At 66.3% G+C, this 24,388-nt stretch carries 24 protein-coding genes and 1 tRNA gene; 21 read left to right on the forward strand and 4 right to left on the reverse strand.

The genetic code is table 11. The features are described 5' to 3' along the window. The 7 genes from nosZ to Q4G14_RS13825 all read left to right on the forward strand — a co-directional run. The coding region (gene nosZ, locus Q4G14_RS13795) for a TAT-dependent nitrous-oxide reductase (protein WP_303362341.1) at window positions 1–1,177 on the forward strand (1,177 nt) is incomplete at its 5' end. Then, window positions 1,177–2,502, forward strand: coding sequence for a nitrous oxide reductase family maturation protein NosD (locus Q4G14_RS13800; protein ID WP_303362364.1), 1,326 nt, complete (start codon window positions 1,177–1,179; stop codon window positions 2,500–2,502). The genes nosZ and Q4G14_RS13800, both read left to right, overlap by 1 nt. Then, window positions 2,468–3,367 (forward strand): ABC transporter ATP-binding protein, encoded by a 900-nt coding sequence (locus tag Q4G14_RS13805; RefSeq protein ID WP_303362342.1) that lies wholly within the window; start codon window positions 2,468–2,470, stop codon window positions 3,365–3,367. Before Q4G14_RS13800 ends, Q4G14_RS13805 begins: the two co-directional genes overlap by 35 nt. Further along, window positions 3,364–4,188, forward strand: a complete 825-nt coding sequence (locus tag Q4G14_RS13810) for an ABC transporter permease (RefSeq protein ID WP_303362343.1) — start codon at window positions 3,364–3,366, stop codon at window positions 4,186–4,188. The genes Q4G14_RS13805 and Q4G14_RS13810 overlap by 4 nt, the downstream gene beginning before the upstream one ends. Continuing rightward, window positions 4,185–4,754 carry a nitrous oxide reductase accessory protein NosL gene (locus Q4G14_RS13815; RefSeq protein ID WP_303362344.1) on the forward strand — a complete coding sequence of 190 codons (570 nt, stop codon included), beginning with the start codon at window positions 4,185–4,187 and terminating at the stop codon, window positions 4,752–4,754. Before Q4G14_RS13810 ends, Q4G14_RS13815 begins: the two co-directional genes overlap by 4 nt. Before the next feature lies 1 nt (window position 4,755). Continuing rightward, the gene (locus Q4G14_RS13820; protein ID WP_303362345.1) at window positions 4,756–5,643 is read left to right on the forward strand and encodes an FAD:protein FMN transferase; all 888 of its coding nucleotides are present in this window, start codon (window positions 4,756–4,758) and stop codon (window positions 5,641–5,643) included. A gap of 82 nt (window positions 5,644–5,725) precedes the next feature. Beyond that, the gene (locus tag Q4G14_RS13825; RefSeq protein WP_303362346.1) at window positions 5,726–6,208 is read left to right on the forward strand and encodes a cytochrome c family protein; all 483 of its coding nucleotides are present in this window, start codon (window positions 5,726–5,728) and stop codon (window positions 6,206–6,208) included. Between the two features lie 85 nt (window positions 6,209–6,293). Here the strand turns inward: Q4G14_RS13825 and Q4G14_RS13830 are convergent. Continuing rightward, window positions 6,294–6,369 (reverse strand) — tRNA-Ile (locus Q4G14_RS13830). A 119-nt stretch (window positions 6,370–6,488) separates the two neighbouring features. Between Q4G14_RS13830 and purM the strand changes: the two genes are divergently transcribed. From purM to Q4G14_RS13875, 9 genes are all read left to right on the forward strand, one after another. Further along, the gene (purM, locus tag Q4G14_RS13835; protein ID WP_303362347.1) at window positions 6,489–7,535 is read left to right on the forward strand and encodes a phosphoribosylformylglycinamidine cyclo-ligase; all 1,047 of its coding nucleotides are present in this window, start codon (window positions 6,489–6,491) and stop codon (window positions 7,533–7,535) included. Further along, complete coding sequence (purN, locus tag Q4G14_RS13840; protein ID WP_303362348.1) at window positions 7,532–8,122, forward strand: phosphoribosylglycinamide formyltransferase; 591 nt, start codon at window positions 7,532–7,534, stop codon at window positions 8,120–8,122. Before purM ends, purN begins: the two co-directional genes overlap by 4 nt. 104 nt (window positions 8,123–8,226) lie before the next feature. Further along, window positions 8,227–8,790, forward strand: coding sequence for a ribosome recycling factor (gene frr, locus Q4G14_RS13845; RefSeq protein ID WP_303362349.1), 564 nt, complete (start codon window positions 8,227–8,229; stop codon window positions 8,788–8,790). Window positions 8,791–8,832: 42 nt separating this feature from the next. Further along, the gene (gene uppS / locus Q4G14_RS13850; protein WP_303362350.1) at window positions 8,833–9,522 is read left to right on the forward strand and encodes a polyprenyl diphosphate synthase; all 690 of its coding nucleotides are present in this window, start codon (window positions 8,833–8,835) and stop codon (window positions 9,520–9,522) included. Continuing rightward, window positions 9,519–10,349 carry a phosphatidate cytidylyltransferase gene (locus Q4G14_RS13855; RefSeq protein WP_303362351.1) on the forward strand — a complete coding sequence of 277 codons (831 nt, stop codon included), beginning with the start codon at window positions 9,519–9,521 and terminating at the stop codon, window positions 10,347–10,349. The genes uppS and Q4G14_RS13855 overlap by 4 nt, the downstream gene beginning before the upstream one ends. Window positions 10,350–10,352: 3 nt before the next feature. Continuing rightward, window positions 10,353–11,516 carry a 1-deoxy-D-xylulose-5-phosphate reductoisomerase gene (gene dxr, locus Q4G14_RS13860; RefSeq protein WP_303362352.1) on the forward strand — a complete coding sequence of 388 codons (1,164 nt, stop codon included), beginning with the start codon at window positions 10,353–10,355 and terminating at the stop codon, window positions 11,514–11,516. After that, window positions 11,504–12,835 carry an RIP metalloprotease RseP gene (rseP, locus tag Q4G14_RS13865; protein WP_303362353.1) on the forward strand — a complete coding sequence of 444 codons (1,332 nt, stop codon included), beginning with the start codon at window positions 11,504–11,506 and terminating at the stop codon, window positions 12,833–12,835. The genes dxr and rseP overlap by 13 nt, the downstream gene beginning before the upstream one ends. Window positions 12,836–12,937: 102 nt before the next feature. After that, a complete protein-coding gene (gene bamA / locus Q4G14_RS13870) occupies window positions 12,938–15,241 on the forward strand; it encodes an outer membrane protein assembly factor BamA (protein ID WP_303362354.1) in 2,304 nt (767 codons plus the stop codon). 26 nt (window positions 15,242–15,267) lie between these two features. After that, on the forward strand, window positions 15,268–15,933 hold the full coding sequence (locus tag Q4G14_RS13875; protein WP_303362355.1) for an OmpH family outer membrane protein: 666 nt from the start codon (window positions 15,268–15,270) through the stop codon (window positions 15,931–15,933). A 24-nt stretch (window positions 15,934–15,957) separates the two neighbouring features. On the opposite strand, the gene Q4G14_RS13880 is transcribed toward Q4G14_RS13875, so the two are convergent. Continuing rightward, on the reverse strand, window positions 15,958–17,109 hold the full coding sequence (locus Q4G14_RS13880) for an MFS transporter (RefSeq protein ID WP_303362356.1): 1,152 nt from the start codon (window positions 17,107–17,109) through the stop codon (window positions 15,958–15,960). 97 nt (window positions 17,110–17,206) lie between these two features. Between Q4G14_RS13880 and Q4G14_RS13885 the strand changes: the two genes are divergently transcribed. From Q4G14_RS13885 to gluQRS, 3 genes are all read left to right on the forward strand, one after another. Next, window positions 17,207–17,830 (forward strand): 50S ribosomal protein L25/general stress protein Ctc, encoded by a 624-nt coding sequence (locus Q4G14_RS13885; protein ID WP_303362357.1) that lies wholly within the window; start codon window positions 17,207–17,209, stop codon window positions 17,828–17,830. A gap of 148 nt (window positions 17,831–17,978) precedes the next feature. Next, on the forward strand, window positions 17,979–19,313 hold the full coding sequence (gene trmFO, locus Q4G14_RS13890) for a methylenetetrahydrofolate--tRNA-(uracil(54)-C(5))-methyltransferase (FADH(2)-oxidizing) TrmFO (RefSeq protein WP_303362358.1): 1,335 nt from the start codon (window positions 17,979–17,981) through the stop codon (window positions 19,311–19,313). After that, window positions 19,298–20,158, forward strand: coding sequence for a tRNA glutamyl-Q(34) synthetase GluQRS (gluQRS, locus tag Q4G14_RS13895; RefSeq protein WP_303362359.1), 861 nt, complete (start codon window positions 19,298–19,300; stop codon window positions 20,156–20,158). Before trmFO ends, gluQRS begins: the two co-directional genes overlap by 16 nt. Before the next feature lie 15 nt (window positions 20,159–20,173). Here gluQRS and Q4G14_RS13900 read toward each other — a convergent pair whose 3' ends face one another. Together Q4G14_RS13900 and Q4G14_RS13905 are read right to left on the reverse strand one after the other, a co-directional pair. Further along, window positions 20,174–21,340: an alpha-hydroxy acid oxidase gene (locus Q4G14_RS13900; RefSeq protein WP_303362360.1), complete on the reverse strand. Its 1,167-nt coding sequence runs from the start codon at window positions 21,338–21,340 to the stop codon at window positions 20,174–20,176. A 57-nt stretch (window positions 21,341–21,397) separates the two neighbouring features. Then, the gene (locus tag Q4G14_RS13905) at window positions 21,398–21,685 is read right to left on the reverse strand and encodes a hypothetical protein (protein ID WP_303362361.1); all 288 of its coding nucleotides are present in this window, start codon (window positions 21,683–21,685) and stop codon (window positions 21,398–21,400) included. A gap of 62 nt (window positions 21,686–21,747) precedes the next feature. Here Q4G14_RS13905 and Q4G14_RS13910 point away from each other — a divergent pair, with 62 nt between their 5' ends. Both Q4G14_RS13910 and dnaG read left to right on the forward strand, forming a co-directional pair. Continuing rightward, complete coding sequence (locus Q4G14_RS13910) at window positions 21,748–22,332, forward strand: TetR/AcrR family transcriptional regulator (RefSeq protein WP_303362362.1); 585 nt, start codon at window positions 21,748–21,750, stop codon at window positions 22,330–22,332. Between the two features lie 318 nt (window positions 22,333–22,650). Further along, a partial coding sequence (gene dnaG, locus Q4G14_RS13915; protein ID WP_303362363.1) for a DNA primase occupies window positions 22,651–24,388 on the forward strand: 1,738 nt, incomplete at its 3' end.

Consider the following 24,388-nt stretch of genomic DNA (forward strand, 5'->3'; position numbering starts at 1 on the left):
GTTCTCGACCTCGTATAACTCGGAAATGGGGATGACACAGGCCGAGATGACCGAGGCCGAGATGGACCACGTCGTGGTCTTCGACATCGAGGCGATCGAGGCCGCTATCGAGCGCGGCGAATACGAAGAACTGAACGGCGCGCGCATTCTGGACGGGCGCAAGGAAAACGCGGCGGCCCGGCTGACCCGTTACATCCCGATCCCGAACAACCCGCATGGCTGCAACATGGCCCCCGACCGGGTTCACCTGTGCATCGCGGGCAAGCTGTCGCCCACGGTGTCGGTGCTGGATGTGCGCAAGTTCCCGGCGATCTTTGCCGATGAGGCCGAGCCGGAAACCGCCATCGTCGCGCAGCCCGAAGTTGGCCTTGGCCCGCTGCACACCGCCTTTGACGGCGATGGCAATGCCTATACCTCGCTGTTTCTCGACAGCCAGGTGGTCAAGTGGAACATCGCGAACGCCGTGCGCGCCCATAATGGCGAAAACGTCGATCCGATCATTTCCAAGGTTGACGTGCATTATCAGCCCGGCCACCTGAAAACCACGCTGGGTGAAACGCTGGACGCGGATGGCAAGTGGCTGGTCTGCCTGTCGAAATTCAGCAAGGACCGCTTCCTGAATGTCGGCCCGCTCAAGCCTGAAAACGATCAGCTGATCGACATTTCGGGCGATCAGATGGTGGTTGTCCACGACGGCCCCAACTTTGCCGAGCCGCATGACGCCATCGGCGTGCCTGCCTCGCTGATGACGCCGATCATCAAATCGGTCTGGGATCGCAACGATCCGATGTGGGCCGAAACGCGCACGCAGGCCGAGGCGGACGGCATCGACCTTGACAACTGGCAGGACAGCGTGATCCGCGATTCCGAAGACCCGACCAAGGTGCGGGTCTATATGTCCTCGCAGGCGCCGACCTTCTCGCTGGATGAATTCGAGGTGAACGAGGGTGACGAAGTGACCGTCATCGTCACCAACCTCGACGACATCGACGACCTGACCCACGGCTTTACCATGGGCAACCACGGTGTCGCGATGGAGATCGGGCCGCAGGCGACGTCCTCGGTTACGTTCGTCGCCGCCAAGCCGGGCATTTACTGGTATTATTGCCAGTGGTTCTGCCACGCGCTGCACATGGAAATGCGCGGCCGGATGCTGGTCCGGCCCAGGGCGGCATGATGCTGCGCGGCGTTCTTGCCCTGTTGCTGATGCTGGCCGGCCCTGTCGGGGCCGGTCAGATCAGCGTGCCTGCGGGCGGGGACGCGCTGAGACAGGCCATCGCCGGGTCATCCCCCGGCGATGTGCTGATGCTGGAACCGGGCCTGCATCAAGGGCCGGTGACGATTGAGCACCAGTTGACGCTGCAAGGCCAGCCCGGCGCGCAGATCGACGGCGGGGGGCAGGGCAGCGTGATTTTTGTCACAGCCGAGGGCGTGACCATCCGCGGCCTGCACCTGACCGGATCGGGCAATTCGCATCAGGAAATCGACTCGGGCGTGTTGCTGACCCGCACCGCGCATGGTGCCGTGGTCGAAGACAACCTGCTGGAAGGCAATCTGTATGGCGTCGATGTGCATGGCGCGCGCGACAGCATGGTGCGCAACAACACCATCATCGGGCGGCGCGATTTTCGCATGAACAGCCGGGGCAACGGCGTTTACATCTGGAACGCGCCGGGGACGCAGATCATCGGCAATACCATGCGCTATGGCCGCGACGGCATCTTTACCAACTCCAGCCGCCGCAATGTCTTTCGCGACAACCTGATGTATGATCTGCGCTTTGCGGTGCATTACATGTATACCCACGACAGCGAGGTGTCGGGGAATGTGTCGGTGGGCAACCATCTGGGCTTTGCCATGATGTTTTCCGACCGGGTGACGATCACCAACAACCTGTCGATCAACGACCGCGATCACGGGGTGATGCTGAACTATGCCAACGGGGCCGATGTCGCGGGCAATCTGGTGCGCGGCGGGCCGGAAAAATGCACCTTCATCTATAACGCCCACCGCAACCTGATCGCGGGCAACCGCTTTGAAGGCTGTGACATCGGCATCCATTTCACCGCAGGTTCCGAGCGCAACGCGCTGACAGGGAATGCTTTTATCGGCAATCGCACGCAGGTGAAATATGTCGGCACCCGCGACATTGAGTGGAGCCTGGACGGGCGCGGCAATTACTGGTCGGATCACGCCGTCTTTGATCTGAACGGCGATGGCATTGCGGACAGCCGGTTTCGCCCGAATGACCTGATGGACCATATCCTGTGGTCGCAACCTGCCGCCGCGCTGCTGACCGGATCGCCCGCCGTGCAGTTGATCCGCTGGAGCCAGGCCAATTTCCCCGCGACCCTGCCGGGCGGGGTGGTGGACAGCTTTCCCCTGACCCGGCCGGTGGAAATTCCGGTGCCCGACGATATTGCCCGCATGGCCGCGCAGGTGCCGCTGTGGAAAACGACAAGGACAGATGACGATGGCGCTGACGCTTTCGCACCTCACTAAGCGGTTCGACACGATGACCGCGCTGAATCAGGTCTCGCTGACGGTTGAGCGGGGGCAGCGTGTCGCGCTGCTGGGCCATAACGGCGCGGGCAAATCGACGCTGATGAAGATCGTGCTGGGGCTGATCCCGTATGATTCCGGTCAGGTGTCGGTGATGGGGGCGGCGCCGGGCAGCGGCGCGGCGCGGACGCGCGTGGCCTATCTGCCGGAAAACGTCGCCTTTCATCCCGCGCTGACCGGGCTTGAGATGGTCAGCTTCTATCTGCGGCTGCGCGGTGAATCGCCCTCTGACGCCGCCGGGCTGTTGGAGCGGGTTGGCCTTGGCCATGCGATGCAGCGGCGGATCGGCACCTATTCCAAGGGGATGCGGCAGCGCGTCGGGCTGGCGCAGGCGTTGATCGGCCACCCCGGCCTGCTGGTGCTGGACGAACCCACATCCGGGCTGGACCCGGTGTCGCGCCGGTCGTTCTATGAGCTGCTGGACGGGCTGGCCGCCGAGGGCGCGGGGATTCTGCTGTCCTCGCACGCGCTGACCGAGGTCGAGGCGCGGACCGACCGCATCGTGATCCTCAGCCATGGCAACCGCATGGCCGAAGGCACGCTGGCCGATCTGCGCCGTCAGGCCGCGCTGCCGGTGTCTTATCTGCTGGTGCCGCAGCCCGGTGCCATTGATGCGCTGACCGCTGCGCTGCCGGATGCGCGGGCGGTGGCGGGCGGCCTGATGCTGACCAGCACGCAAGAGGACAAGATGGCCGTGCTGGCGCGCGTCGCCAACCTGTCGGGCCTGATCGCCGATGTCGAGGTGACGCCGCCCAGTCTGGAAGACATCTACAGCCATTTCGGCGCAAAGGGGGCTGCGGCATGATCGGGCGTATTCTTGCCACCACCGGGGCCGAATTGCGGATCGCGCTGCGCAACCGCTGGCTGGCGATTGCGGTTGCGATGATGGCGGTGTTCGCGCTGGTGCTGTCGGCTGCCGGATCGGCACCGACCGGCGCGCTTGGGGCCGACCGGCTGTCGGTCGTGGTTGCCTCGTTGACCAGTCTGGCGGTCTATCTGGTGCCGTTGCTGGCACTGCTGATGTCCTTTGACGCCGTGGCCGGCGAGGTCGAGCGGGGCACGCTGCCCCTGCTGCTGACCTATCCCGTCGCGCGGGCCGAGATTCTGGCGGGCCGTCTGCTGGCGCATCTGACGATTCTGGCGCTGGCGGTCGGGGTTGGCTATGGGCTGGCCGCTGTCGCCGCGATTGCGGTGGATGGCGGCGCGGTCGCGGGCCTGCCGGCGCTGTGGCGGCTGTTCTGGACCTCGCTGTTGCTGGGGGCCAGCTTTCTGGGCGCGGGCTATGTGATTTCGGCGCTGTCGCGGCGGCCTTCGGGCGCGGCGGGGCTGGCGATCGGCATCTGGCTGGTCGCCGTGGTGCTGTATGATCTGGGCCTGCTGGCCGCGCTGGTCGCCACGGGTGGCGAGGGGGCATTCGGCGCGGCGCTGCCTGCGCTGTTGCTGGGCAACCCCGCCGATTCCTTCCGCCTGTATAACCTTGCCGCGTCCGAGGCGACGGCGGCGGCGGCAGGCCTTGGCGGGGCGGCGAACACCATCCCGCCATGGGCGGCGCTGACCTCGCTGCTGGTCTGGCCGGTTCTGATGCTGGCGCTGGCCAGCCTTGCCTTTCGCCGGGTGACGCCATGAAACGCATCGCGCTGATTGCCTTGCTGGCCGTGGCCGCCTGCCGCACCGAAACCGCCGAGTTGCCCGGTCCGGTCGATATGACCGAAACCACCATCGGGCATTTCTGCCAGATGAACCTGCTGGAACACCCCGGCCCCAAGGCGCAGGTGCATCTGAAGGATGTGATGTTCCCGCTGTTCTTCAGTCAGGTGCGCGACGGCATCGCCTATCAGCGGATGCCCGAACAAAGCCACGAAATCGTGACAATGTATGTCAGCGATATGGGGGTTGCGCCCGATTGGGCCGATCCGGGCGCGGCCAACTGGATACCGGCGGATGACGCGTTCTATGTCGTCGGTTCCCGGCTGGTCGGCGGCATGGGCGCGGCGGAAATGGTTCCGTTCGGCAACGAAGACGCCGCGCAGGCCTTTGTCGCGCTGAATGGCGGCGAGATCCGCCGTCTGGATCAGATCGCCACCCGGGACGTGCTGGCCCCCGATGCCGGGCTGGCCGCAGAGACCGATCAGGATGACGATCCCGATTATGCCGACCGCCTGCGTCGGCTGGGCACTCAGGGAGGGCCGTGACATGAACCGCCGTCGTTTTCTGACCATCTCGGCCGGGATGCTGCTGGCCTCGGGCCTGCCTGCGGTCGCCGCGCCCCGCTATGCGCAATGGCGCGGGCAGGCATTGGGCGCGCAGGCCACCATCACGCTGGATCGTGACGACCCGGCGCTGTTCGCCGCCATCCGCGCCGAGATCGGGCGGCTGGAAGATGTGTTCAGCCTCTACCGCCCCGAGTCGGCGCTGGTGCGGCTGAACGATGCCGGGCGGCTGGATGCGCCGCCGCCGGAACTGGTCGAATGCCTGACGCTGGCGGGCCGAGTGTGCCGCGCCACGGGCGGGCTGTTCGATCCGACCGTGCAGCCGCTGTGGCAGGTCTATGCCGAGGCGCAGGGCACGCCGGACCCGGCGCTGGTGGCCGGGCTGCCGCTGGGTTGGGATGGCGTCATGCTGGACCCGGCGGCGATCACGCTGCGGCCCGGCATGGCGCTGACGCTGAACGGTATCGCGCAAGGCTTTATCGCCGATCAGGTGGCGGCGCTGATCCGGGCGCGGGGCTACGATCACGTCATGGTGGACACGGGCGAGCTGTCGGCCATCGGCACGGCGCCCGATGGCGCGCCCTGGCCGGTTTCCTTTGACGGCGGCGGCAAAATGTCGCTGGCGAACCGGGCCTTGGCCAGTTCCTCGCCGCAGGGGATGCGCTTTGGCAGCGGCGCGGGCCACATTCTGAACCCGCAAACACGGGAACCTGCGCCGCTTTACTGGCGGCTGGTGTCGGTTTCCTCGCCCTCTGCGGCGGTGGCGGATGCTCTGTCCACCGCCTTTTGTCTGATGCAACGCGCCGACACGATGGCGTTAGTCTGTGAACAATTCCGCGACACGCGTGTTGAGATGACGCGTGTCGCCTGACCCGTCAGCGGGCCACCCGGCCCGAGGGCAATCACGTTCGCCCCGATGTGGCGGGCAATCTGAAACGCCGAAAGGAAATAACATGAACCGCAAGCTGATTCTGACGCTCGCTGCTATGTCCATGGCTTCCCCCGCTTTCGCGCAGGGCGATGCCGCTGCGGGCGAGCGTGAATACAACAAATGCAAGGCCTGTCACATGATTCAGGACCCGGACGGGAATGACATCGTGAAAGGCGGCAAGACCGGCCCGAACTTGTGGGGCATCATCGGCAGCAAATTCGCCGCTGAAGAGGGCTTCAGATACGGTCCCGGCATCACCGCGATTGCAGAAGCCAACCCCGATGCGGTCTGGGATGTGGCCTCGCTGGACCGTTACCTTGAAAACCCGACCAACTATGTGCGCGAGATCACGGGCGATGCGTCGGCACGTTCGCTGATGACCTTCCGTATGGCCGATGGTGCAGGCAAGGACAACCTGATCGCCTATCTGCTGAGCGTTTCGCCCGACGCCCCGGCCCAGCCCGAGGACAGCGACGGCAGCCCGATGGCCCCGCCGGCCGAATGATCCCGGCAGATGACCCAAAGGCCCCGCCCCGATGCGGGGCCTTTTCCTTTGCGGGGCAGGTGATCCGTGGCGCGTGGCGTGGGGATGGTAGGCCCGGAGGGACTTGAACCCCCAACCAAGGCGTTATGAGCGCCCTGCTCTGACCATTGAGCTACAGGCCCCCGTTGGTCTGATCCTGACCTAAGTCGCATCGCGGCGACGGTCAAGCCGGGCGTTGCGCCGCATTGCCTGCGCGCGGCCCTTGGGGTATCGCGATAGCAACACGGATACGGGGGACAGGATGACCGAACCGAAACAGGGTCTGACCTATGCGCAGGCCGGGGTCGATATTGATGCGGGCAATGCCTTGGTCGAACGGATCAAGCCTGCCGCAGCGGCGACGACGCGCCCCGGTGTGATGGATGCCCTTGGCGGTTTCGGGGCGCTGTTCGATCCGCGCGCGGCGGGTTTCAGCGATCCGGTTCTGGTGGCGGCAACCGATGGCGTCGGCACCAAGCTGCGCATTGCCATCGACACCGGGCATCTTGACGGCGTGGGCATCGACCTTGTGGCGATGTGCGTGAACGATCTGGTTTGCCAAGGTGCCGAGCCGCTGTTTTTCCTTGACTACTTCGCCACCGGCAAGCTGTCCGTCGATGAGGCGGCGCGGGTTGTCAACGGCATTGCCGAAGGGTGCCGCCGTTCCGGCGCGGCGCTGATCGGCGGCGAAACCGCCGAGATGCCGGGCATGTATGCCAAGGGCGACTTTGATCTGGCCGGTTTTGCCGTCGGCGCGCTGGAACGCGGCACGCAACTGCCTGCGGGCGTGATGCAGGGCGATGTGCTGCTGGGGCTGGCCTCGGACGGGGTGCATTCCAACGGCTTTTCGCTGGTGCGCCGCGTGGCCGAGGCGGCGGGGCTGGACTGGGATTCTGCCTCTCCGTTCGGCGAGGGCACGCTGGGGCAGGCGCTGCTGGTGCCGACGCGGCTGTATGTGAAACCCGTGCTGGCCGCGATCCGGGCGGGCGGGGTTCATGCGCTGGCCCATATCACCGGCGGCGGCATTACCGAAAACCTGCCGCGCGTGCTGCCGCAAGGCATGGGCGCGCAGGTTGATCTGGGCGCGTGGGACGTGCCGCCGGTGTTCCGCTGGCTGGCCGAGGCCGGGGGTGTGCCCGAACCCGAGATGCTGAAAACCTTTAACAGCGGCATCGGCATGATTCTGGCCGTTGATGCGGCGCGCGCCGATGCCATTGCCGCGGATTTGACCGCTGCGGGCGAAACCGTTGCCCGGCTGGGGCATGTCACGGCGGGGCAGGGCGTGTCCTACAGCGGCCATCTGCTGTGAAGCGTATCGCGATCCTGATTTCCGGCGGCGGGTCCAACATGGTTCGCCTGCTCGACAGCATGACCGGCGATCATCCGGCGCGGCCGGTGCTGGTGCTGTCGAACGATCCCGATGCGGGCGGTCTGGCGCGCGCGGCGGAGCGGGGCGTGCCGGTGGCGGCGGTCGATCACCGCGCCTTTGGCCGCGACCGAGCCGCTTTCGAGGCTGAACTGGCCGGGCATCTGGACGCGGCGGCCCCCGACATCATCTGTCTGGCCGGGTTCATGCGCATTCTGACACCAGCCTTTGTGGATCGCTATGCGGGGCGGATCTTGAACATTCACCCGTCCTTGCTGCCCAAATATCCGGGGCTGCACACCCATCAGCGCGCGCTGGACGCGGGCGACGACTGGGCCGGGGCCACGGTTCATCAGGTCACAGCCGATCTGGATGCCGGGCCGATTCTGGGGCAGGCGCGGGTGCCTGTCGAACCCGGTGACGATGCCGCTGCGCTGGCGGCGCGGGTGCTGACGGCGGAACATCGGCTGTATCCCGCCGTTCTGCGCCGCTTTGCCGCCGGCGACCGCACCCGGCTGGACCTGAACTGAGCGGCGGCTGTTTACCGAACGGTTACGGGTTTCTGCTATCCCCCTTTGCCTGTTCGCCATTTGCGGTTACAAGCGGCAGAACGTCAGAATAAAGGGCAGGGCCGATGGCTGAGGAAATCGAAATCGACATCGACGATCTGGAACGGCGGATGAAAGGTGCGATGGAATCACTGCGCCACGAATTCGGCTCGCTGCGCACAGGGCGGGCCTCGGCCTCGATGGTCGAACCGATCATGGTTGACGCTTATGGCAGCCCGACCCCGATCAACCAGATCGGCACCGTCAACGTGCCGGAACCGCGTATGGTCACGATCAATGTCTGGGACAAGGCGCTGGTCGGCAAGGCGGAAAAGGCGATCCGCGAATCCGGGCTGGGGATCAACCCGCAGCTGAACGGCACCATCATCATGCTGCCCATCCCCGAGCTGAACGAGGAACGGCGCCGCGATCTGACCAAGGTGGCCGCTCAATATGCCGAACATGCGCGCGTGGCGATCCGTAACGTCCGCCGCGACGGCATGGATCAGATCAAAAAGGGCAAGGCCAACGGTATGCCCGAGGATGACCAGAAATTCTGGGAAACCGCCGTGCAGGAACTGACGGACAAGATGATCGGCAATGTCGATCAGGCGCTTGAGGCCAAGCAGGCCGAAATCATGCAGGTCTGACAGCAGATGGCGGCGGAAACGGCAGCTTCGATTGGCGCGGACATGCCCCCCCGGCATGTGGCCGTTATCATGGATGGCAACGGTCGCTGGGCGACTCAGCGGGGGTGGCCGCGTCTGGTCGGACACCGGCGTGGTGCCGAACGGGTGAAACAGATCGTCCGCGCCTGCCCTGATCTGGGTGTGGGCTGGCTGACCGTTTACGCCTTTTCCACCGAAAACTGGAAACGCTCGACCGAAGAAGTCATTGGTCTGATGGGTATTTTCCGCCGCTATATCGAACGCGAGGCTGACGGTATGGCCGCCGAAGGGGTGCGTTTGCGCTTTATCGGCAGTCGCGAGAGGCTGGACGCCAGGCTGCAAGACCTGATGGCCTCGATCGAGGCGCGGACGGCGGTGAATGCGCGGCTGAACCTGACGGTCGCGATCAACTATGGCGGGCGCGACGAACTGGTGCGCGCCTCGACCCGTCTGGCGGAAAGGATCGCATCGGGGCAGATCGACCGCCCGACCGAGGCTGATCTGGCCGCCTGTCTGGATACGGCCGATCTGCCCGACCCGGATCTGGTGATCCGCACCTCGGGCGAAACGCGGACCTCGAATTTCCTGCCGTTTCAGGCGGCTTATGCGGAATATGAATTTACCCCGACGCTGTGGCCGGATTTCACCCCCGATCATCTGGCGACGATTCTTGACCGCTTTGGCCTGCGCGACCGGCGCTTTGGCGGGGCATGACGGGCGCGGCGGCGGGCAGCGGGCGTTGGGCTGACCTGTCCCGACGCTTGATTTCGACGGTGGTTTTGCTGGCGATCGGTATTGTTCTGGCCATGGCCAGCGGCATCTGGCTGCGGATGGGGATGGCGGTCATCATCGGCATCACATTCTGGGAACTGGCGCGCCTGACCGGCTGGCGGCACCCGGAAATGCACGACACGCCCTTTGGCCGCTGGCGTCCGTTGGGGCTGGCGGTGCTGGCGGGCGGTGCGGTTTATACGTCGCTGAATTTCTTTGACGAATGGGGGCCGGTGGTGCTGCTGATCCCCGTTCTGGCCGGTTTGCCCGGTGCTGCGCAGGGCAATCGCTGGGTGTTTGCCGTCTTTGGGCTGGCGATTCTGCTGGTGGGGTTCGGGCTGGTCGGCTTTCGCGAGGTGCTGGGCCTGCCTTTCGTGCTGTGGCTGATGGGCATCGTGATTACCTCGGACATCGCGGGCTATTTCGCCGGCAAGATCATCGGCGGGCCAAAATTCTGGCCCCGGCTCAGCCCCAAGAAAACCTGGTCGGGCACGGCGGCGGGCTGGGTTGGCGCGCTGATCGTCGGCGCTGTTCTGGTTGCCACCGGCGCGGGCGATCCTGCGCTGCTGTGGATTTCGCCGCTGGTCGCCTTTGCCGGACAGATGGGCGACATCGCCGAAAGCTGGTTAAAGCGCCGGGCAGGGGTCAAGGACAGCTCTAACCTGATCCCCGGCCACGGTGGTTTCATGGATCGGTTTGACGCGATCACCGGGGCCACGCTGGCGGTGATGGCCATCGGGCTGATCGCGACCCTGCCGCGGGTGCTGTGAACCATGCGCAGCGTGTCGATATTCGGGGCCACCGGCTCGATCGGGGAAAGCGGCTTTGACCTGCTGATGCGCGCGGGTGGGCCAGATGCGTTCCGCACCGTCGCGTTGACCGGGGGGCGCAACATCGCGCGTCTGGCCGAAATGGCCCGCACCCTGCGGGCAGAGGTGGCGGTGACGGCCCATGACGATCTGCTGCCCGATCTGCGCGATGCGCTGGCCGGGTCGGGGGTCGAGGCGACAGCAGGCAGCACCGCGTTGGTTGAGGTGGCCAGCCGCCCCGCCGACTGGACGCTTTCCGCCATCGTCGGCGCGGCGGGGTTGCCGCCGGGGCTGGCGGCGCTGGAACGGGGCGGCACCCTGGCCTTGGCGAACAAGGAATCGCTGGTCTGCGCCGCGCCTTTGGTCAAGGCGGCAGCGGCGCGCGGCGGGGCCACTATCCTGCCGGTGGATTCCGAACATTCGGCTATATTTCAGGCCCTTGGACCGGATACCCTCGAAAATGTCGAGGCGGTGACGATTACCGCGTCGGGCGGGGCGTTTCGTGACTGGCCGCTGGAACAGCTTGCACTGGCGACGGTCGAACAGGCCAGCACGCATCCGAATTGGGCGATGGGTCAGCGCATCACCATCGACAGCGCCAGTATGTTTAACAAGGCGATGGAAGTCATTGAGGCACATGAATTCTTTGACCTGCCGCCACGCCGGATCAAGGTGCTGGTCCACCCGGAATCCATCGTTCATGCCATGGTCACGCATAATGACGGCGGCACGATTGCGCATCTCGGCCCGCCCGATATGCGCCACGCCATCGGCTATGCGCTGAACTGGCCGGATCGCCGCCCCTTGCCGCTGCCACTTCTGGATCTGGCGAAAATCGGCAGCCTGACCTTTCGTGAGCCGTGCGAAACCCGCTGGCCTGCGCTGGCTTTGGCACGCGGGGTGATGGCGGCGGGCGGCGCGGCCGGGGCGGTGTTCAATGCCGCCAAGGAACAGGCGCTGGACGATTTCATCGCGCGCCGCCTGAAATTCACCGAAATGGCGGGGCGCGTGGCCCATGCCCTTGATCGTTTGTCGGGGCAGCCGGGGTTCGGGGAATCTCCTTCAAGTTTAAGCGATGTCCTTGACTGGGACGCCGCCGCACGGAAAGAGGCAGCATGTCCGATCTGATCCTTCAATTCGGCGGCACGCTGTGGACGCTGGTTTCCTTTATCGTCGCCCTGTCGGTGATCGTGACCGTGCATGAACTGGGGCATCTGATGGTGGGCCGCTGGTCCGGCATCCGGGCCGAGGTGTTTTCGGTCGGTTTCGGCCCGCGTCTGGCGGCGATGCGCGACCGGCAGGGCACGGTCTGGCAGGTCGCGGCGATCCCGTTGGGCGGCTATGTGCGATTTCTGGGCGATGCCAATGCGGCCAGTGCCGGGCCGGGGCGTGCCGTCGATCCGGCCCGCGCGCGGCAGACGCTGCATGGCGCGCCGCTGTGGGCGCGGTTCGCAACGTTGCTGGCGGGGCCGGTGGCGAATTTTATTCTGGCGATTCTGGTCTTTGCGGGCTTTGCCATGGTGCAGGGGCTGCCGACCGGCGATCTGACGGTCGGGCGCGTGATCGAAGGCCCGCCGGGCACCGTGAACAACCTGCAACCGGGCGATCAGGTGCTGGCGCTGGATGGCCAGCCCGTCGCCACATGGCGCGATCTGGCCGAACTGACCGCGACCCTGCCGCCCGCCGCCAGCCATGACTGGCGCGTGCGCCGCAACGGGGAGGAGCTGACCGTCGCCGGTCCCGACCCCATGCCGCCCCGCATCAGCGGTATCGCGCCGCGCTCGGCTGCGGCCGAGGCGGGGTTGCGCGGCGGCGACGTGATCCTGCGCGCCAACGATCAGCCGCTGGCCCGCTTTGGCGATCTGCGCGCCCATGTCGAGGCGGCGGCGGGCGATCCTGTCGCGCTGACGGTCTGGCGCCCCGGCATGGGCGAACTGGACGTGACGCTGCGCCCCAAGGAACAGGACATGCCGTCGGCGGATGGCGGCTTTGAACGGCGCTGGCTGATTGGCGTGACCGGGGGCGAGGGCTATGTCATCCCCGAAACCCGCCGCGCCGGCCCGATCGAGGCGCTGTGGCTGGGCGCGGGCCAGACCTGGAGCATTATTATCTCGTCGCTGACCGGGATGTGGGCGATGATTTCCGGCCAGATCGGATCTTGCAATCTGGGCGGGGCGATTTCCATTGCCGAAAGCACCGGGCAGGCGGCCAGTGCGGGCGGGGCGAATTTCCTGTGGTGGATCGCGGTTCTGTCGGCAGCCATCGGCTTTCTGAACCTGTTGCCCATCCCTGTTCTGGATGGCGGCCACCTGATGTTTTACACATATGAGGCCGTGACGGGCCGTCCGCCATCGGATCGGGTGCTGAGTCTGCTGACCTCGCTGGGGATGGCGGCGGTGATCGGGCTGATGATTTTCGGACTCACCAACGATCTTTTCTGCCCGTGAGGCGCGGATGCGTTTTGACAGCCCCCGCCTGATCCGGCTATTGCGTGGAACAAAAGAAACCGGCGGGCAGCGACCCGCATACAGGCTGGAAAGAGGGCGGCAATGACACGGAAACTCGGCTCGCGCACGGTGGCGCTGATGACGATGCTGGCGCTGGCGGCGCCTGCGGGGATGCTGACGGCGGGTATGGCCACGGCAGCGGTCTTTAACGATGTGCGGATCGAAGGGAACCAGCGCATCGAACCGGCAACGATCCTGTCCTATGCGCGGGTGCAGCGCGGCCAGAACGTCACGCCCGGCGAATTGAACGACGCGGTGCAGCGGCTGATCGGCTCGGGCCTGTTCGAAACGGCCGAGGTGATCCCGCAGGGCAATACGCTGGTGATCCGGGTGCGCGAATACCCGATGATTAACGTCATCAACTTTGAGGGCAACCGGCGCAAGCGGGATGCCGAACTGTCCAGTCTGGTCCAGTCGCAGTCGCGGCGTGTGTATCAGCCCAGCCAGGCGATTGCCGATGCCAACGCCATCGCGCAGGCCTATGCCGCCGATGGCCGCTATGCCGCGCGGGTGGAACCGCGCATCATCCGCCGGTCGGATAACCGCGTCGATCTGGTGTTCGAAGTCACCGAGGGCGACCTGACCGAGATCGAGCGGATCGGCTTTACCGGCAACCGCGCCTTTTCTGACCGCCGTCTGCGCAACGTGCTGCAAACCAAACAGGCGGGCCTGCTGCGCACCTTTGTGCGGCGCGACACCTTTGCCCCCGACCGTATTCCGCTGGATGAGCAACTGCTGACCGATTTCTATCGCTCGCGCGGGTATGCGGATTTCAGGGTGCAGGGTGTGGCCCCCGAACTGGCGCGCGAACGCGACGCCTTCTACATCACCTTCAACATTCAGGAAGGGCCGCAGTATCGGTTCGGCAATGTCACCACGGTTTCCGAAATTCCGGGCGTGGATGCGGCGGCCTATGGCGCGCAGAACCGGGTGCGCAGCGGTGCGGTTTACAACCCCGCCGTGATCGACAACACCATCCGCCGGATGGAAACTGTGGCGATCCAGCAATCGCAGGATTTCGTCAATATCGAGCCGCGCATCAGCCGCAATCCCGACAACCGCACCCTTGACCTGACCTATGTGCTGACCCGTGGACCGCGCGTCTTTGTGGAACGCATCGACATTCAGGGCAACACCACCACGCTGGACGAGGTAATCCGCCGTCAGTTCCGCACCGTCGAAGGCGACCCGTTCAGCCCGCGCGAGATCCGCAACTCGGCCGAACGTATCCGCGCGCTGGGGTATTTTTCCGATGCGCAGGTGCAGACGCGGCAGGGCAGCAGCGATCAGCAGGTGATCGTCGATGTCAACGTCGAGGAACAGCCCACCGGCAGCCTGACCTTTGGCGCGTCTTACGGCGAAAACTCGGGCCTTGGTTTTGCGGTTTCCGTGAACGAACGGAACTTTATGGGGCGCGGGCAGGAACTGGGGATCAACCTTTCCACCGCCGATGGCGACCGGCAGGCGCGGCTGAACTTTGTGGAGCCGTCGGTTTTCGCCCGCGATCTGCGCTGGCGCATTTCCGGCTGGTATCAGGAAACCGAACAGCTCAACGCCAAATATGACACCCGCAGCGCCGGTTTTTCGACCGGGCTGCAATTCCCGGTGTCGGCCAACGGGCGGCTTGAGGTGGGCTATACCCTTGCCGACAACCGCCTGCTGAACGTCACGACCGACAGTTCCGAAATCATCCAGCGGGAAGAGGGGTCGCGCCTGTCTTCGGCACTGGGTTACACCTATACATGGGACACGCGGAACACCGGGCTTGATCCGCTGACCGCCTATCGCATTCGGTTCAATCAGGAATTTGCCGGGCTGGGGGGCGACGTCAAGGCCGTGACCTCTACTCTGAATGCCGGTGTCGAAAGCCGGGCGTGGCGCGACGAAGTGACCCTGCGCGCCGAATTCGAGGCCGGGGCGATCCATGCCTATGGCGATTACGAAACCCGCGTCACGGATCGGTTCCGCAATGGCAGCCGTATCCGCGGTTATCGCCCCAACGGCACCGGCCCGCGCGATCTGGCGGCGGTGAACGAGGACGCCCTGGGCGGCAACTATTTCTGGGCCTTGCGGACCGAGGCGCAATTCCCGCTGGGTCTGCCCGAGGAATACGGCATCACCGGCGGCGTGTTTGCCGATGCCGGTGCCATCTGGGGGCTAAGCGATCGGAACGGCACCGGCGGGGCCGAGGTGGATGACGGGATGCACATCCGCACTTCGGTCGGGGCGTCGATTTTCTGGACGACGCCGATTGGCCCGCTGCGTCTGAACTTTGCCAAGCCGCTCAGCCATCAGGATTATGACGAAAAGCAGTCGTTCGACCTGACGATTTCGACGCAGTTCTGATGCGCGGGCTGGCGGCATGCGCGGCCGTGCTGGCTGTCTGGGTCGCCCCTGCGGCGGCACAGCAGGCCAGCCCGGTCGCGCCGCCGCCGGTCAATCCGCTGCGCAACGCCGATCCGACGGCGCTGCCCAGTGGCACGGTGCCGGCGGTTGATGGGGCGGTGCTGGCCATCGCTCCGGTTCTGACCGTGGACGAAGATGCGCTGTTCCTGCGTTCGGCATGGGGGCAGCGTGTGCAGGCCGAGGTCGAGGAACAGGGCCGTCTGCTTCAGGCGGAAAACGACCGTCTGGCCGAACAGCTTGCCGCCGAAGAAGCCGATCTGACCGCCCGGCGCAGCACCACCGATGCCGCTGAATTTCGCCGTCTGGCCGAAGCGTTTGACGCGCGCGCGACCGAGGTGCGCCGCGAACGGGCACAGGTCGCCGCCGATCTGAACGCGCGGGCCGAAACAGACCGTGCGGCCTTTTACCGGGCCGCGCTGCCGGTGATGGGGCGGATGATGCAGGAACGCGGCGCGGTTGCGGTTCTGGATCAGCGCACGGTTTTCGTGTCGCTGGATGTGATCGACATCACCGCCGATCTGGTGCTGCGGCTGGATCAGCAATTGGGCGATGGTGCCGGTATGGCGACGCAGGATGCGGGCGATCCCCCGCCGCCCGAGGCGGCTGACCCCGCCGCGCCGCCGCAGGACTGATCCGGCGGCCCCGGCCCGCCAAACTCAGAACCGCACCCGCCGCGACAGCGCCCACAGGCAGGGCAGCATCAGTGCGATCAGCGCCGCGATCACGCCAAAGGCCAGCCGCAGCCCGCCCGCTTGTGATACAAAGCCCATGATCGGCGGGCCGATGAAAAAGCCGGTGAAGCCGATGATCCATGCGCGCGAAATGGCGCTGGCGCGTTGATGCGCGGGCACGGTGCGGGCGATCAGCGTGTTCGCGGTCGGCACCACCACCGCCACCCCCAGCCCAAGCGCCGCCGCGCCGGAGATCGCCAGCCCCAGCCCCGGCGCGAAGGTCAGCAGCACGGCACCTGTCAGGGCTATGGCGACGGACAGCGCGATCAGCCGCACCTCGCCCAGGGTGCGGGTCAGCGCCTGACCTGCCAGCCGCGCCAGCCCCATGGCCAGCGCAAACATCGCCGGTCCTGCCGCACCCACGCCGCCCGAAGCGCCAAGCGTGCGCTCGATATGCAGGGCGCCCCATGTTTCGGTGCCGTTTTCGGCCAGAAAGGACAGCCACAGGATCAGCGCGCCGGGCAGGATCAGCAGCCATGGCGCGGGGATCAGCGGCGCGTCAGAGGCGGCCGCGCTGTCGCGGGCAGGGGCGGGCGCGGTGGCCATCACCGCCGCGCAAGCCGCGATCAGCAGCGTGACCGGGATCACCGCCGCGCCATGCGACCAGCCCGCGCCGCGCAGCACCCCCATCGCCGCCGCCGAGGCGGCCAGGGCCAGCGAATACATGGCGTGGTTCAGGTTTTGCAGGGAACGGCCGGTTCGCGCCTCGGCCTCGGCGATGCGGATATTGGCCAGAATATCGCACAGCGACATGCTGGCCCCCGTCGCCAGCAGCGTGGCCGCCAGCCCCGCCCATGATCCGACCGTCGCAGGCAGCAGGCTGACCAGCGCCACCAGAGCCGCGCTGACCGGCAGGATCGCCGGCCCGAACCGTGCCAGCATCCGTGGTGCCAGCGTCATTGCCGTCATCCCGCCCGCTGCCGACAGCATCATCAGCGCGCCGAACCGGGCGTCGGTGACACCCGCCTGCGCCTTGATTTCAGGCAGCCATGCGGCGATACTGCCCCAGAACAGCCCGACGGCGACCAACCCCGCCACCGGCACGCGCGAGGCACGCAGCCCTTGCAGAAAACCCATTTTCGACCTTTTCAAATGCGCCGGGATGCCGTATAGGCGCGCTTTCGGCCATGCACCCTTGGAGGATGGCCGTTAACGCAAACAAAGGATAGATACCATGGCCAAAGTGATCCCGGATCTGGTGGCCGAGGCACGCACGGGGACAGGCAAGGGGGCCGCCCGTCAAGCTCGCCGTGAAGGCAAGGTGCCCGGCATTGTATATGGCGACCATAAAGACCCCCAGCCCATCGCGCTGGAGTTTAACGGTCTGCTGACGAAACTGCGCGCAGGCCGTTTCATGTCCACGCTGTGGAACCTGAAGGTTGACGGTCAGGAAGACGTGCGCGTCATCTGCCGCAACGTGCAGCGCGACGTGGTGAAAGACCTGCCGACGCATATCGACTTCATGCGCCTGCGCCGCACCTCGAAGGTGAACCTGTTCATCCACGTGGAATTCATCAACCACGACCAGTGCCCCGGCCTGAAACGCGGCGGCACGCTGGTCACGGTGCGCCCCGAGGTGGAACTGGTCGTCACCGCCGGCGACATTCCCGACCACATCACGGTGGACCTGTCGGGCCATCAGGTCGGCGATACCATCCACATCAACGACATCAAGCTGCCCGAAGGCGTGCGTCCCACCGTGGACCGCAACTTCGTCATCGCCAACATCGCCGCGCCGTCGGCGCTGCGTTCGGAAGACGATGCCGAATCCGCCGAGGGCGAGGCCGCCGAGGAATAATCCTCTGGCCCGCATGGCTTTCAGGGCGGTGCCGCAAGGTGCCGCCCTTTTCTTATGCGGTTGCGTGGGTGCCGGGGCAGATGCTTGCCTTGCAGCGCCCGCGTTGCTAGCAAGCACCTTTGCACCCCACAAAGAACGGATGGATCGGATGGAGCCTGTCAACATCATCGGGGCCGGGCTGGCCGGGTCCGAAGCGGCATGGCAGGTTGCGCAAGCCGGGGTGCCGGTGATCCTGCACGAGATGCGCCCCGCCGTGGGCACATTCGCGCATCGCACCGGCGATTGCGCGGAAATGGTCTGCTCTAACAGCTTTCGATCCGATGACGATCAGATGAATGCGGTCGGGCAGTTGCATTGGGAAATGCGCGCGGCGGGTGGGCTGATTATGGCGATGGCCGACCGGCACCGCCTGCCTGCGGGCGGCGCGTTGGCGGTGGATCGCGACGCCTTTTCCGGCGCGGTGACGGCGGCTTTGCGCGAACATCCCTTGGTTGAAATCCGCGCAGGCGAGATGCGCGACCTGCCCGCCGCCGGCAACTGGATCGTGGCGACCGGGCCGCTGACCTCGGACGCGCTGGGGGCCTCGATTGCGCGGCTGACGGGGGCCGAGGCTTTGGCGTTCTTCGATGCGATTGCGCCGATTGTTCATGCCGACAGCATCGACATGACCGTGGCCTGGGAACAAAGCCGCTATGACAAGGGCGAGACCGAGGCCGAGCGTCGCGCCTATATCAACTGCCCGATGACGCGCGAGGATTACGAAGGTTTCATCGACGCGCTGCTGGCCGCCGACAAGACCGAGTTTCACGAGGGGGAAACCGCCGGTTACTTCGACGGCTGCCTGCCGATCGAGGTGATGGCTGAACGCGGCCGCGAGACGCTGCGCCATGGCCCGATGAAGCCGGTGGGCCTGACCAACGCCCATAACCCGGCGGAAAAGCCCTATGCCGTGGTGCAGTTGCGCCGGGATAATGCCTTGGGGACGCTGTATAATATCGTCGGATTCCAGACCAAGATGAAATACGGCGCGCAGACCGGGGTGTTCCGGCGTATCCCCGGTTTGCAGAATGCCGAATTTGCCCGGCTGGGCGGGATTCATCGCAACACCTTTCTGAACTCGCCGACGCTGATTGACGACCGGCTGCGGATGCGGCCCGCGCCGCATCTGCGCTTTGCCGGGCAGGTGACGGGGGTGGAGGGCTATGTCGAAAGCGCCTCTATGGGCTTGCTGGCCGGGCGGATGGCCGCGGCGCAGGCCTTGGGGCGCGATCTGCCGCCGCCGCCTGTAACGACGGCCATGGGCGCGCTGGTCAACCACATCACCGGCGGGGCCGAGGCCAGGTCGTTCCAGCCGATGAACGTGAACTTTGGCCTGTTCCCGCCGCTGGATGACGCGCGCGGCGGGCGGCGCGGGCGCAAGGATCGTTACCCGGCCTATACCACCCGCGCCAAGCAGGATTTCAGCGCATGGCTGGCCGGGTAATCACGCGCTTTGCCCCTTCGCCCACCGGGCTTTTGCATCTGGGCCATGCCTATGCGGCGCTGTTTGCGGCGCAGTCGGCGGGGCCGGGCGGGCAGTTTCTGCTACGGATCGAGGATATTGACCGCGACCGTTGCCGGGCCGAATACGAGGCTGCGATTTACGATGATCTGCGCTGGCTGGGGCTGGACTGGCCGCAGCCGGTGATGCGGCAATCGGACCGGATGCCCGCCTATCGCGCGGCGCTGCATCGGCTGGCGCCGCTGAGTTACCCCTGCCGTTGCCGTCGCGGCGATATTCGCGCGGCGCTGTCTGCTCCGCAGGAGGGCGCGCTGCCTGCCGGGCCGGACGGGCTGATCTATCCGGGCACCTGTCGGGGGCGGTCGCTGGCCGGGGCCGGGCCGGATGAGGTGATCCGGCTGGACGTCGGGCGCGCCTTTGATGCCTTGGGGATCGACCGGATCGGGTTTCACGATGATGGCCCGCATCAGATGACGCGGGCAGAGTTTCAGGAGCGTGTGGGCGATGTCATTCTGGCCCGGCGCGGCATGGGCACCAGCTATCATCTTGCGGTGGTCGTGGATGATGCGGCGCAGGGGGTGACGCTGGTCACGCGCGGGCGCGATCTGTTTGATTCGACCTGGATTCATGTGCTGTTGCAGCACCTGCTGGGATTGCCGCTGCCGGATTATCGCCATCACCGGCTGATCCGCGATGACGCGGGCAAGCGTCTGGCCAAGCGCGACGATGCCCGCAGTCTGCGCAGCCTGCGCGATGGTGGTGCCAGCCCGGACGATGTTCTGCGTCTGATCGGGCTGGCGGGGTCGTGCCCCAAGGTGCGTATTTAGGCAAACAGGAAGCGGCTAACGGTAGTTTTCGGCGGTAAAGCCCTCTGGCACCAGCACATTATGGCGGCCGATGTTGTGGATGTCGCGTTCGCCGCACAGGGCCATCGAGATGTCGAGTTCCTTGCGGATAACGTCGAGTGCTTTGGTCACGCCGGCCTCGCCCATGGCACCGAGGCCGTGAACGAAGGCGCGGCCGATCCATGTGGCGTGCGCGCCAAGGGCGAGTGCCTTGAGCACGTCCTGACCCGAGCGGATGCCGCTGTCGAGGTGGATTTCCACCTGATCGCCCACGGCCTTGACGATTTCCGGCAGCATTCGGATCGAGGACAGCGCCCCGTCAAGCTGGCGTCCGCCGTGGTTGCTGACCACGATGGCGTCGCAGCCGAAATCGGCGGCGCGGCGGGCGTCTTCGGGGTCGAGCACGCCTTTCAGGATCAGCTTGCCGCCCCAGAGGTCGCGGATGCGGGCGATTTTTTCCCAATCCAGCCGTTCGTCGAATTGTTCGCCCACCCAGCTCATCAGGCTGGAGGCGTCGCCGACGCCTTTGGCGTGGCCGACGATATTGCCGAACTGGCGGCGTTTCGTGCCCAGCATCCCCAGCCCCCACCGCCAGCGGGTCGCGAGGTCGAGCAGGGTCGAGGCGGTCAGTTTGGGGGGCGCTGACAGGCCGTTTTTCAGATCCTTGTGCCGTTGGCCCAGGATTTGCAGGTCCAGCGTCAGCACCAGCGCGTTGCAGTTGGCGGCCTTGGCGCGGTTGATGATGCCTTCCAGAAACTCTTGATCCTTCATCACATAAAGCTGGAACATGAAGGGTTTGGTCGTGTGTTCGGCCACGTCCTCGATCGAGCAGATCGACATGGTGGACAGCGCGAAGGGCACGCCGAATTTTTCCGCCGCCCGTGCTGCCTTGATCTCGCCGTCGGCGTGCTGCATCCCGGTCAGCCCGACCGGGGCGAGGCCGACCGGCATCGACACCGGCAGCCCGGCCATGGTCGAGGCGGTCGAGCGGTTCGACATGTCCACCGCCACCTTTTGCCGCAGCCGTATCTGGCTGAAGTCGCTGGTGTTTTCGCGGAAGGTCTGTTCGCTGTAGCTGCCTGATTCCGCGTAATCATAGAACATGCGCGGTGTGCGGGCGCGGTGCAGGCGCTTGAGGTCGTCGATACAGGTGATGACGGGCATCGGCAGTTTCCCCCTGAACTGGTCAAATCTCTTTACCAATCCGGGGCGGAAATGCAATCAGCGATGGCGGGCGGCGGCGCGGTCCATGCGGGCGCGGGTTGCCGGGTCGATCACCGGGCCGCGCAGGTCCTGGGCGCGGTTGCGCAGGGCATCGGCGCGCGATTGCACCGGGGCGGCGGCTGTGGCCGGGTCGGTGGCGGCTGCGGCGGTGTCGGCGGGCAGGGCGGGTTCGGCGAGGATCGTTTCCGCCGGCACGAGCGAGGGATAATCGGCACCGCCATCGCCGCAGGCGGCGGCCAGCAGCGGCAGGGTCAGGGCGGGGATCAGGTGGGCGCGGCGCATCATGGGTGCAGGATACGCGCGCCGCCGGGGCTTCACAACGGGGGCTGCGCTTGTCACAAGGGGGTATGGCACGCACGCAGGGTTCCCGCGCAGAAATTACCGGGCCGCTGATCCGTCGGCAGGCTTTGCTCTTGTTCGCGCGGCACGGCTATGCCGCTGTTTCCATGCGAAAAATCGCCGAGGCTGTCGGGGTTCAGGTGGGCGCGCTATATGCCTATACGCCGGACAAGCAGGCTCTGCTGGCCGATCTGCTGACCGCGCATATGGAGGATTTGCTGGCCGCCTGGCAGGACCGGCCCGATGCGCCGGCGCTGGATCGGCTGGAGCGGATGGTGCGGTTTCACATCGCCTATAGCCTGGATCATTCGGATGCGGTGTTTCTGTCCTATATGGAGCTGCGTAATCTGACGCCGGAAAATCATCTCAAGATCAGCGTCTTGCGTGACCGATACGAGGCTGCGCTGGAATCGGTCCTGCGCGCGGGGCAGGCCGAAGGGGTAATGCGGATCGCCGACACGCGGCTGACCACGATGGCGCTGATCGCGATGCTGACGGGCGTCACCAACTGGTATCGCGCGGGCGGGCGGCTGGACCGGCAGGCGGTGGGCGATCTGTATTGGGGGCTGGCGCGCGGCGCGGTGGGGGCCTGAGGCGGCGCAACGGGGCGCGCGTTGCGTGGCAACGGGGCCGTGCGTTGCCCTGTCGGGGATCGGGTGATTTCAATCACTTGCGGGGCGCAACACCTGCACAACCTGTACACAGGCTGTGCACAGCGCATGCACAACCCGTGCACAGGCGGCGGGCCGAAAGCGGGCATCGTCCGGTGGTGTTGCAGGGGGCTTGCCGTGGTTTTGCCGCTTGGGTCGGCCCGCGGGCGCGCGTGATCCGGGGCGCGGGCGGCTGGTCGGGGGCGCTTGGCGCAGCGGCAGGTGCTGGCGCGGGCCGGGCCGTGGGGGTATGATCGCGGCATGAGCCTGCCCCCCGGATTCCTCGATGAGCTGCGCAACCGCGTTCCGATCAGCCGCGTGATCGGGCGGCGGGTGGTGTGGGATTTGCGCAAATCCAATCAGGCGCGGGGCGACTGGTGGGCGCCATGCCCGTTCCATCAGGAAAAATCGGCCAGCTTTCACTGTGACGACCAGAAGGGGTTCTATTACTGCTTTGGTTGTCACGCCAAGGGCGATGCCATTGGTTTCCTGAAAGAAATCGACGGGTTGGAGTTCATGGATGCCGTCAAGGTTCTGGCGTCCGAGGCGGGTATGGCCATGCCCGAACCCGACCCGCGCGCGCGGCAGGTGGCGGACCGGCGCAGCCAGTTGGCCGGGGTGACGGATGCGGCGGCACGCTGGTTCCGGCTGCAATTGAACACCGGCGCGGCAGCGGCGGCGCGCGATTATCTGGAGCGGCGCGGGCTGGATCAGGCGGCGCTGGACGCCTTTGGCATCGGCTTTGCGCCGGATCAGCGCGGGGCCTTGCTGGCGGCGCTGCGCGAAAAGGGCATCGCCGATGATCTGATAACCGAATCGGGCATGGCGATCCGGCCCGATGACGGCGGCGCGCCCTATGACCGCTTTCGCGGGCGGATCATGTTTCCGATCCGCGATGCGCGTGACCGGATCATCGGTTTCGGCGGGCGGGCGATGGACCCGAATGCGCGGGCGAAATACCTGAACAGCCCCGAAACGCCGCTGTTCGACAAGGGGCGCAATCTTTACAACATCGGCCCGGCGCGGGCGGCGGTGGCCAAGGGCGCGACCCTGATCGTGGCCGAAGGTTATATGGATGTGATCGCGCTGGTGCGGGCGGGCTTTGGCGGGGCGGTTGCGCCTTTGGGGACCGCGATCACCGAGGATCAGTTGCGGCTGATGTGGCGTATCGCGCCCGAACCCGTCATCATGCTGGATGGCGATGCGGCGGGCCAGCGCGCGGCGCTGCGGCTGATCGACATGGCGCTGCCGATGACCGGGCCGGGGCAGGCGCTGCGATTCGCCGTGCTGCCGGTGGGGCTGGACCCCGACGATCTGATCCGCCAGCGCGGGCCGGGGGCGATGGCCGAGGTGCTGGCGGCGGCGCGGCCCCTGGTCGATCTGCTGTGGCAGCGCGAGGTCGAGGGGCGGGTGTTCGACAGCCCCGAGCGCCGCGCCGCGCTGGATGCGGCGCTGCGCGTGGCGGTGGCCAGGATCCCCGATGACAGCACCCGGCGGCATTATTCCGACGAGATCCGCCGCAAGACGCGCGAGCTGTTCGGTGGGTTCGTCGCTGAACGTGTGCCGCAGGGCGGGCGGCGCAAGGCTGCGCCCGGCGCGCCTTTGGCACCGACGCGGGCCAGCCGCTTTGTGGCGCAGGATGCGGGGGATGCGATTCTGGAAGGGGCGGTTCTGCTGATCTGTGCCGGGCATCCCGCGCTGGCCTTGCAGGTGGAAACCCGGCTGGAGCGGCTGGTGCCCGCGGACGAGGGCCGGGCGGCGCTGATCCATGATCTGCTGGCGGGAACCGATTCCGATGCCGGGCGCGTGGCGCTGGAGGCGCTGCGCGCGGATGCCTATCTGGCGCTGATCGCGGCGGCGCGCCCTGATGGCGATCTGGCCGAGGCGCAGGCGATTCTGGCCAATGCGCTGGACCGGCTGGAATCGCGCCGCGCCGCGCAATCGGAACTGGCCCGCGCCGAGGCCGAGATCGCGGGCGAGGCCGACGAGGGGCTGACCT

The sequence above is a fragment of the Paracoccus sp. (in: a-proteobacteria) genome, from assembly GCF_030538755.1.
Taxonomy (GTDB): domain Bacteria; phylum Pseudomonadota; class Alphaproteobacteria; order Rhodobacterales; family Rhodobacteraceae; genus Paracoccus.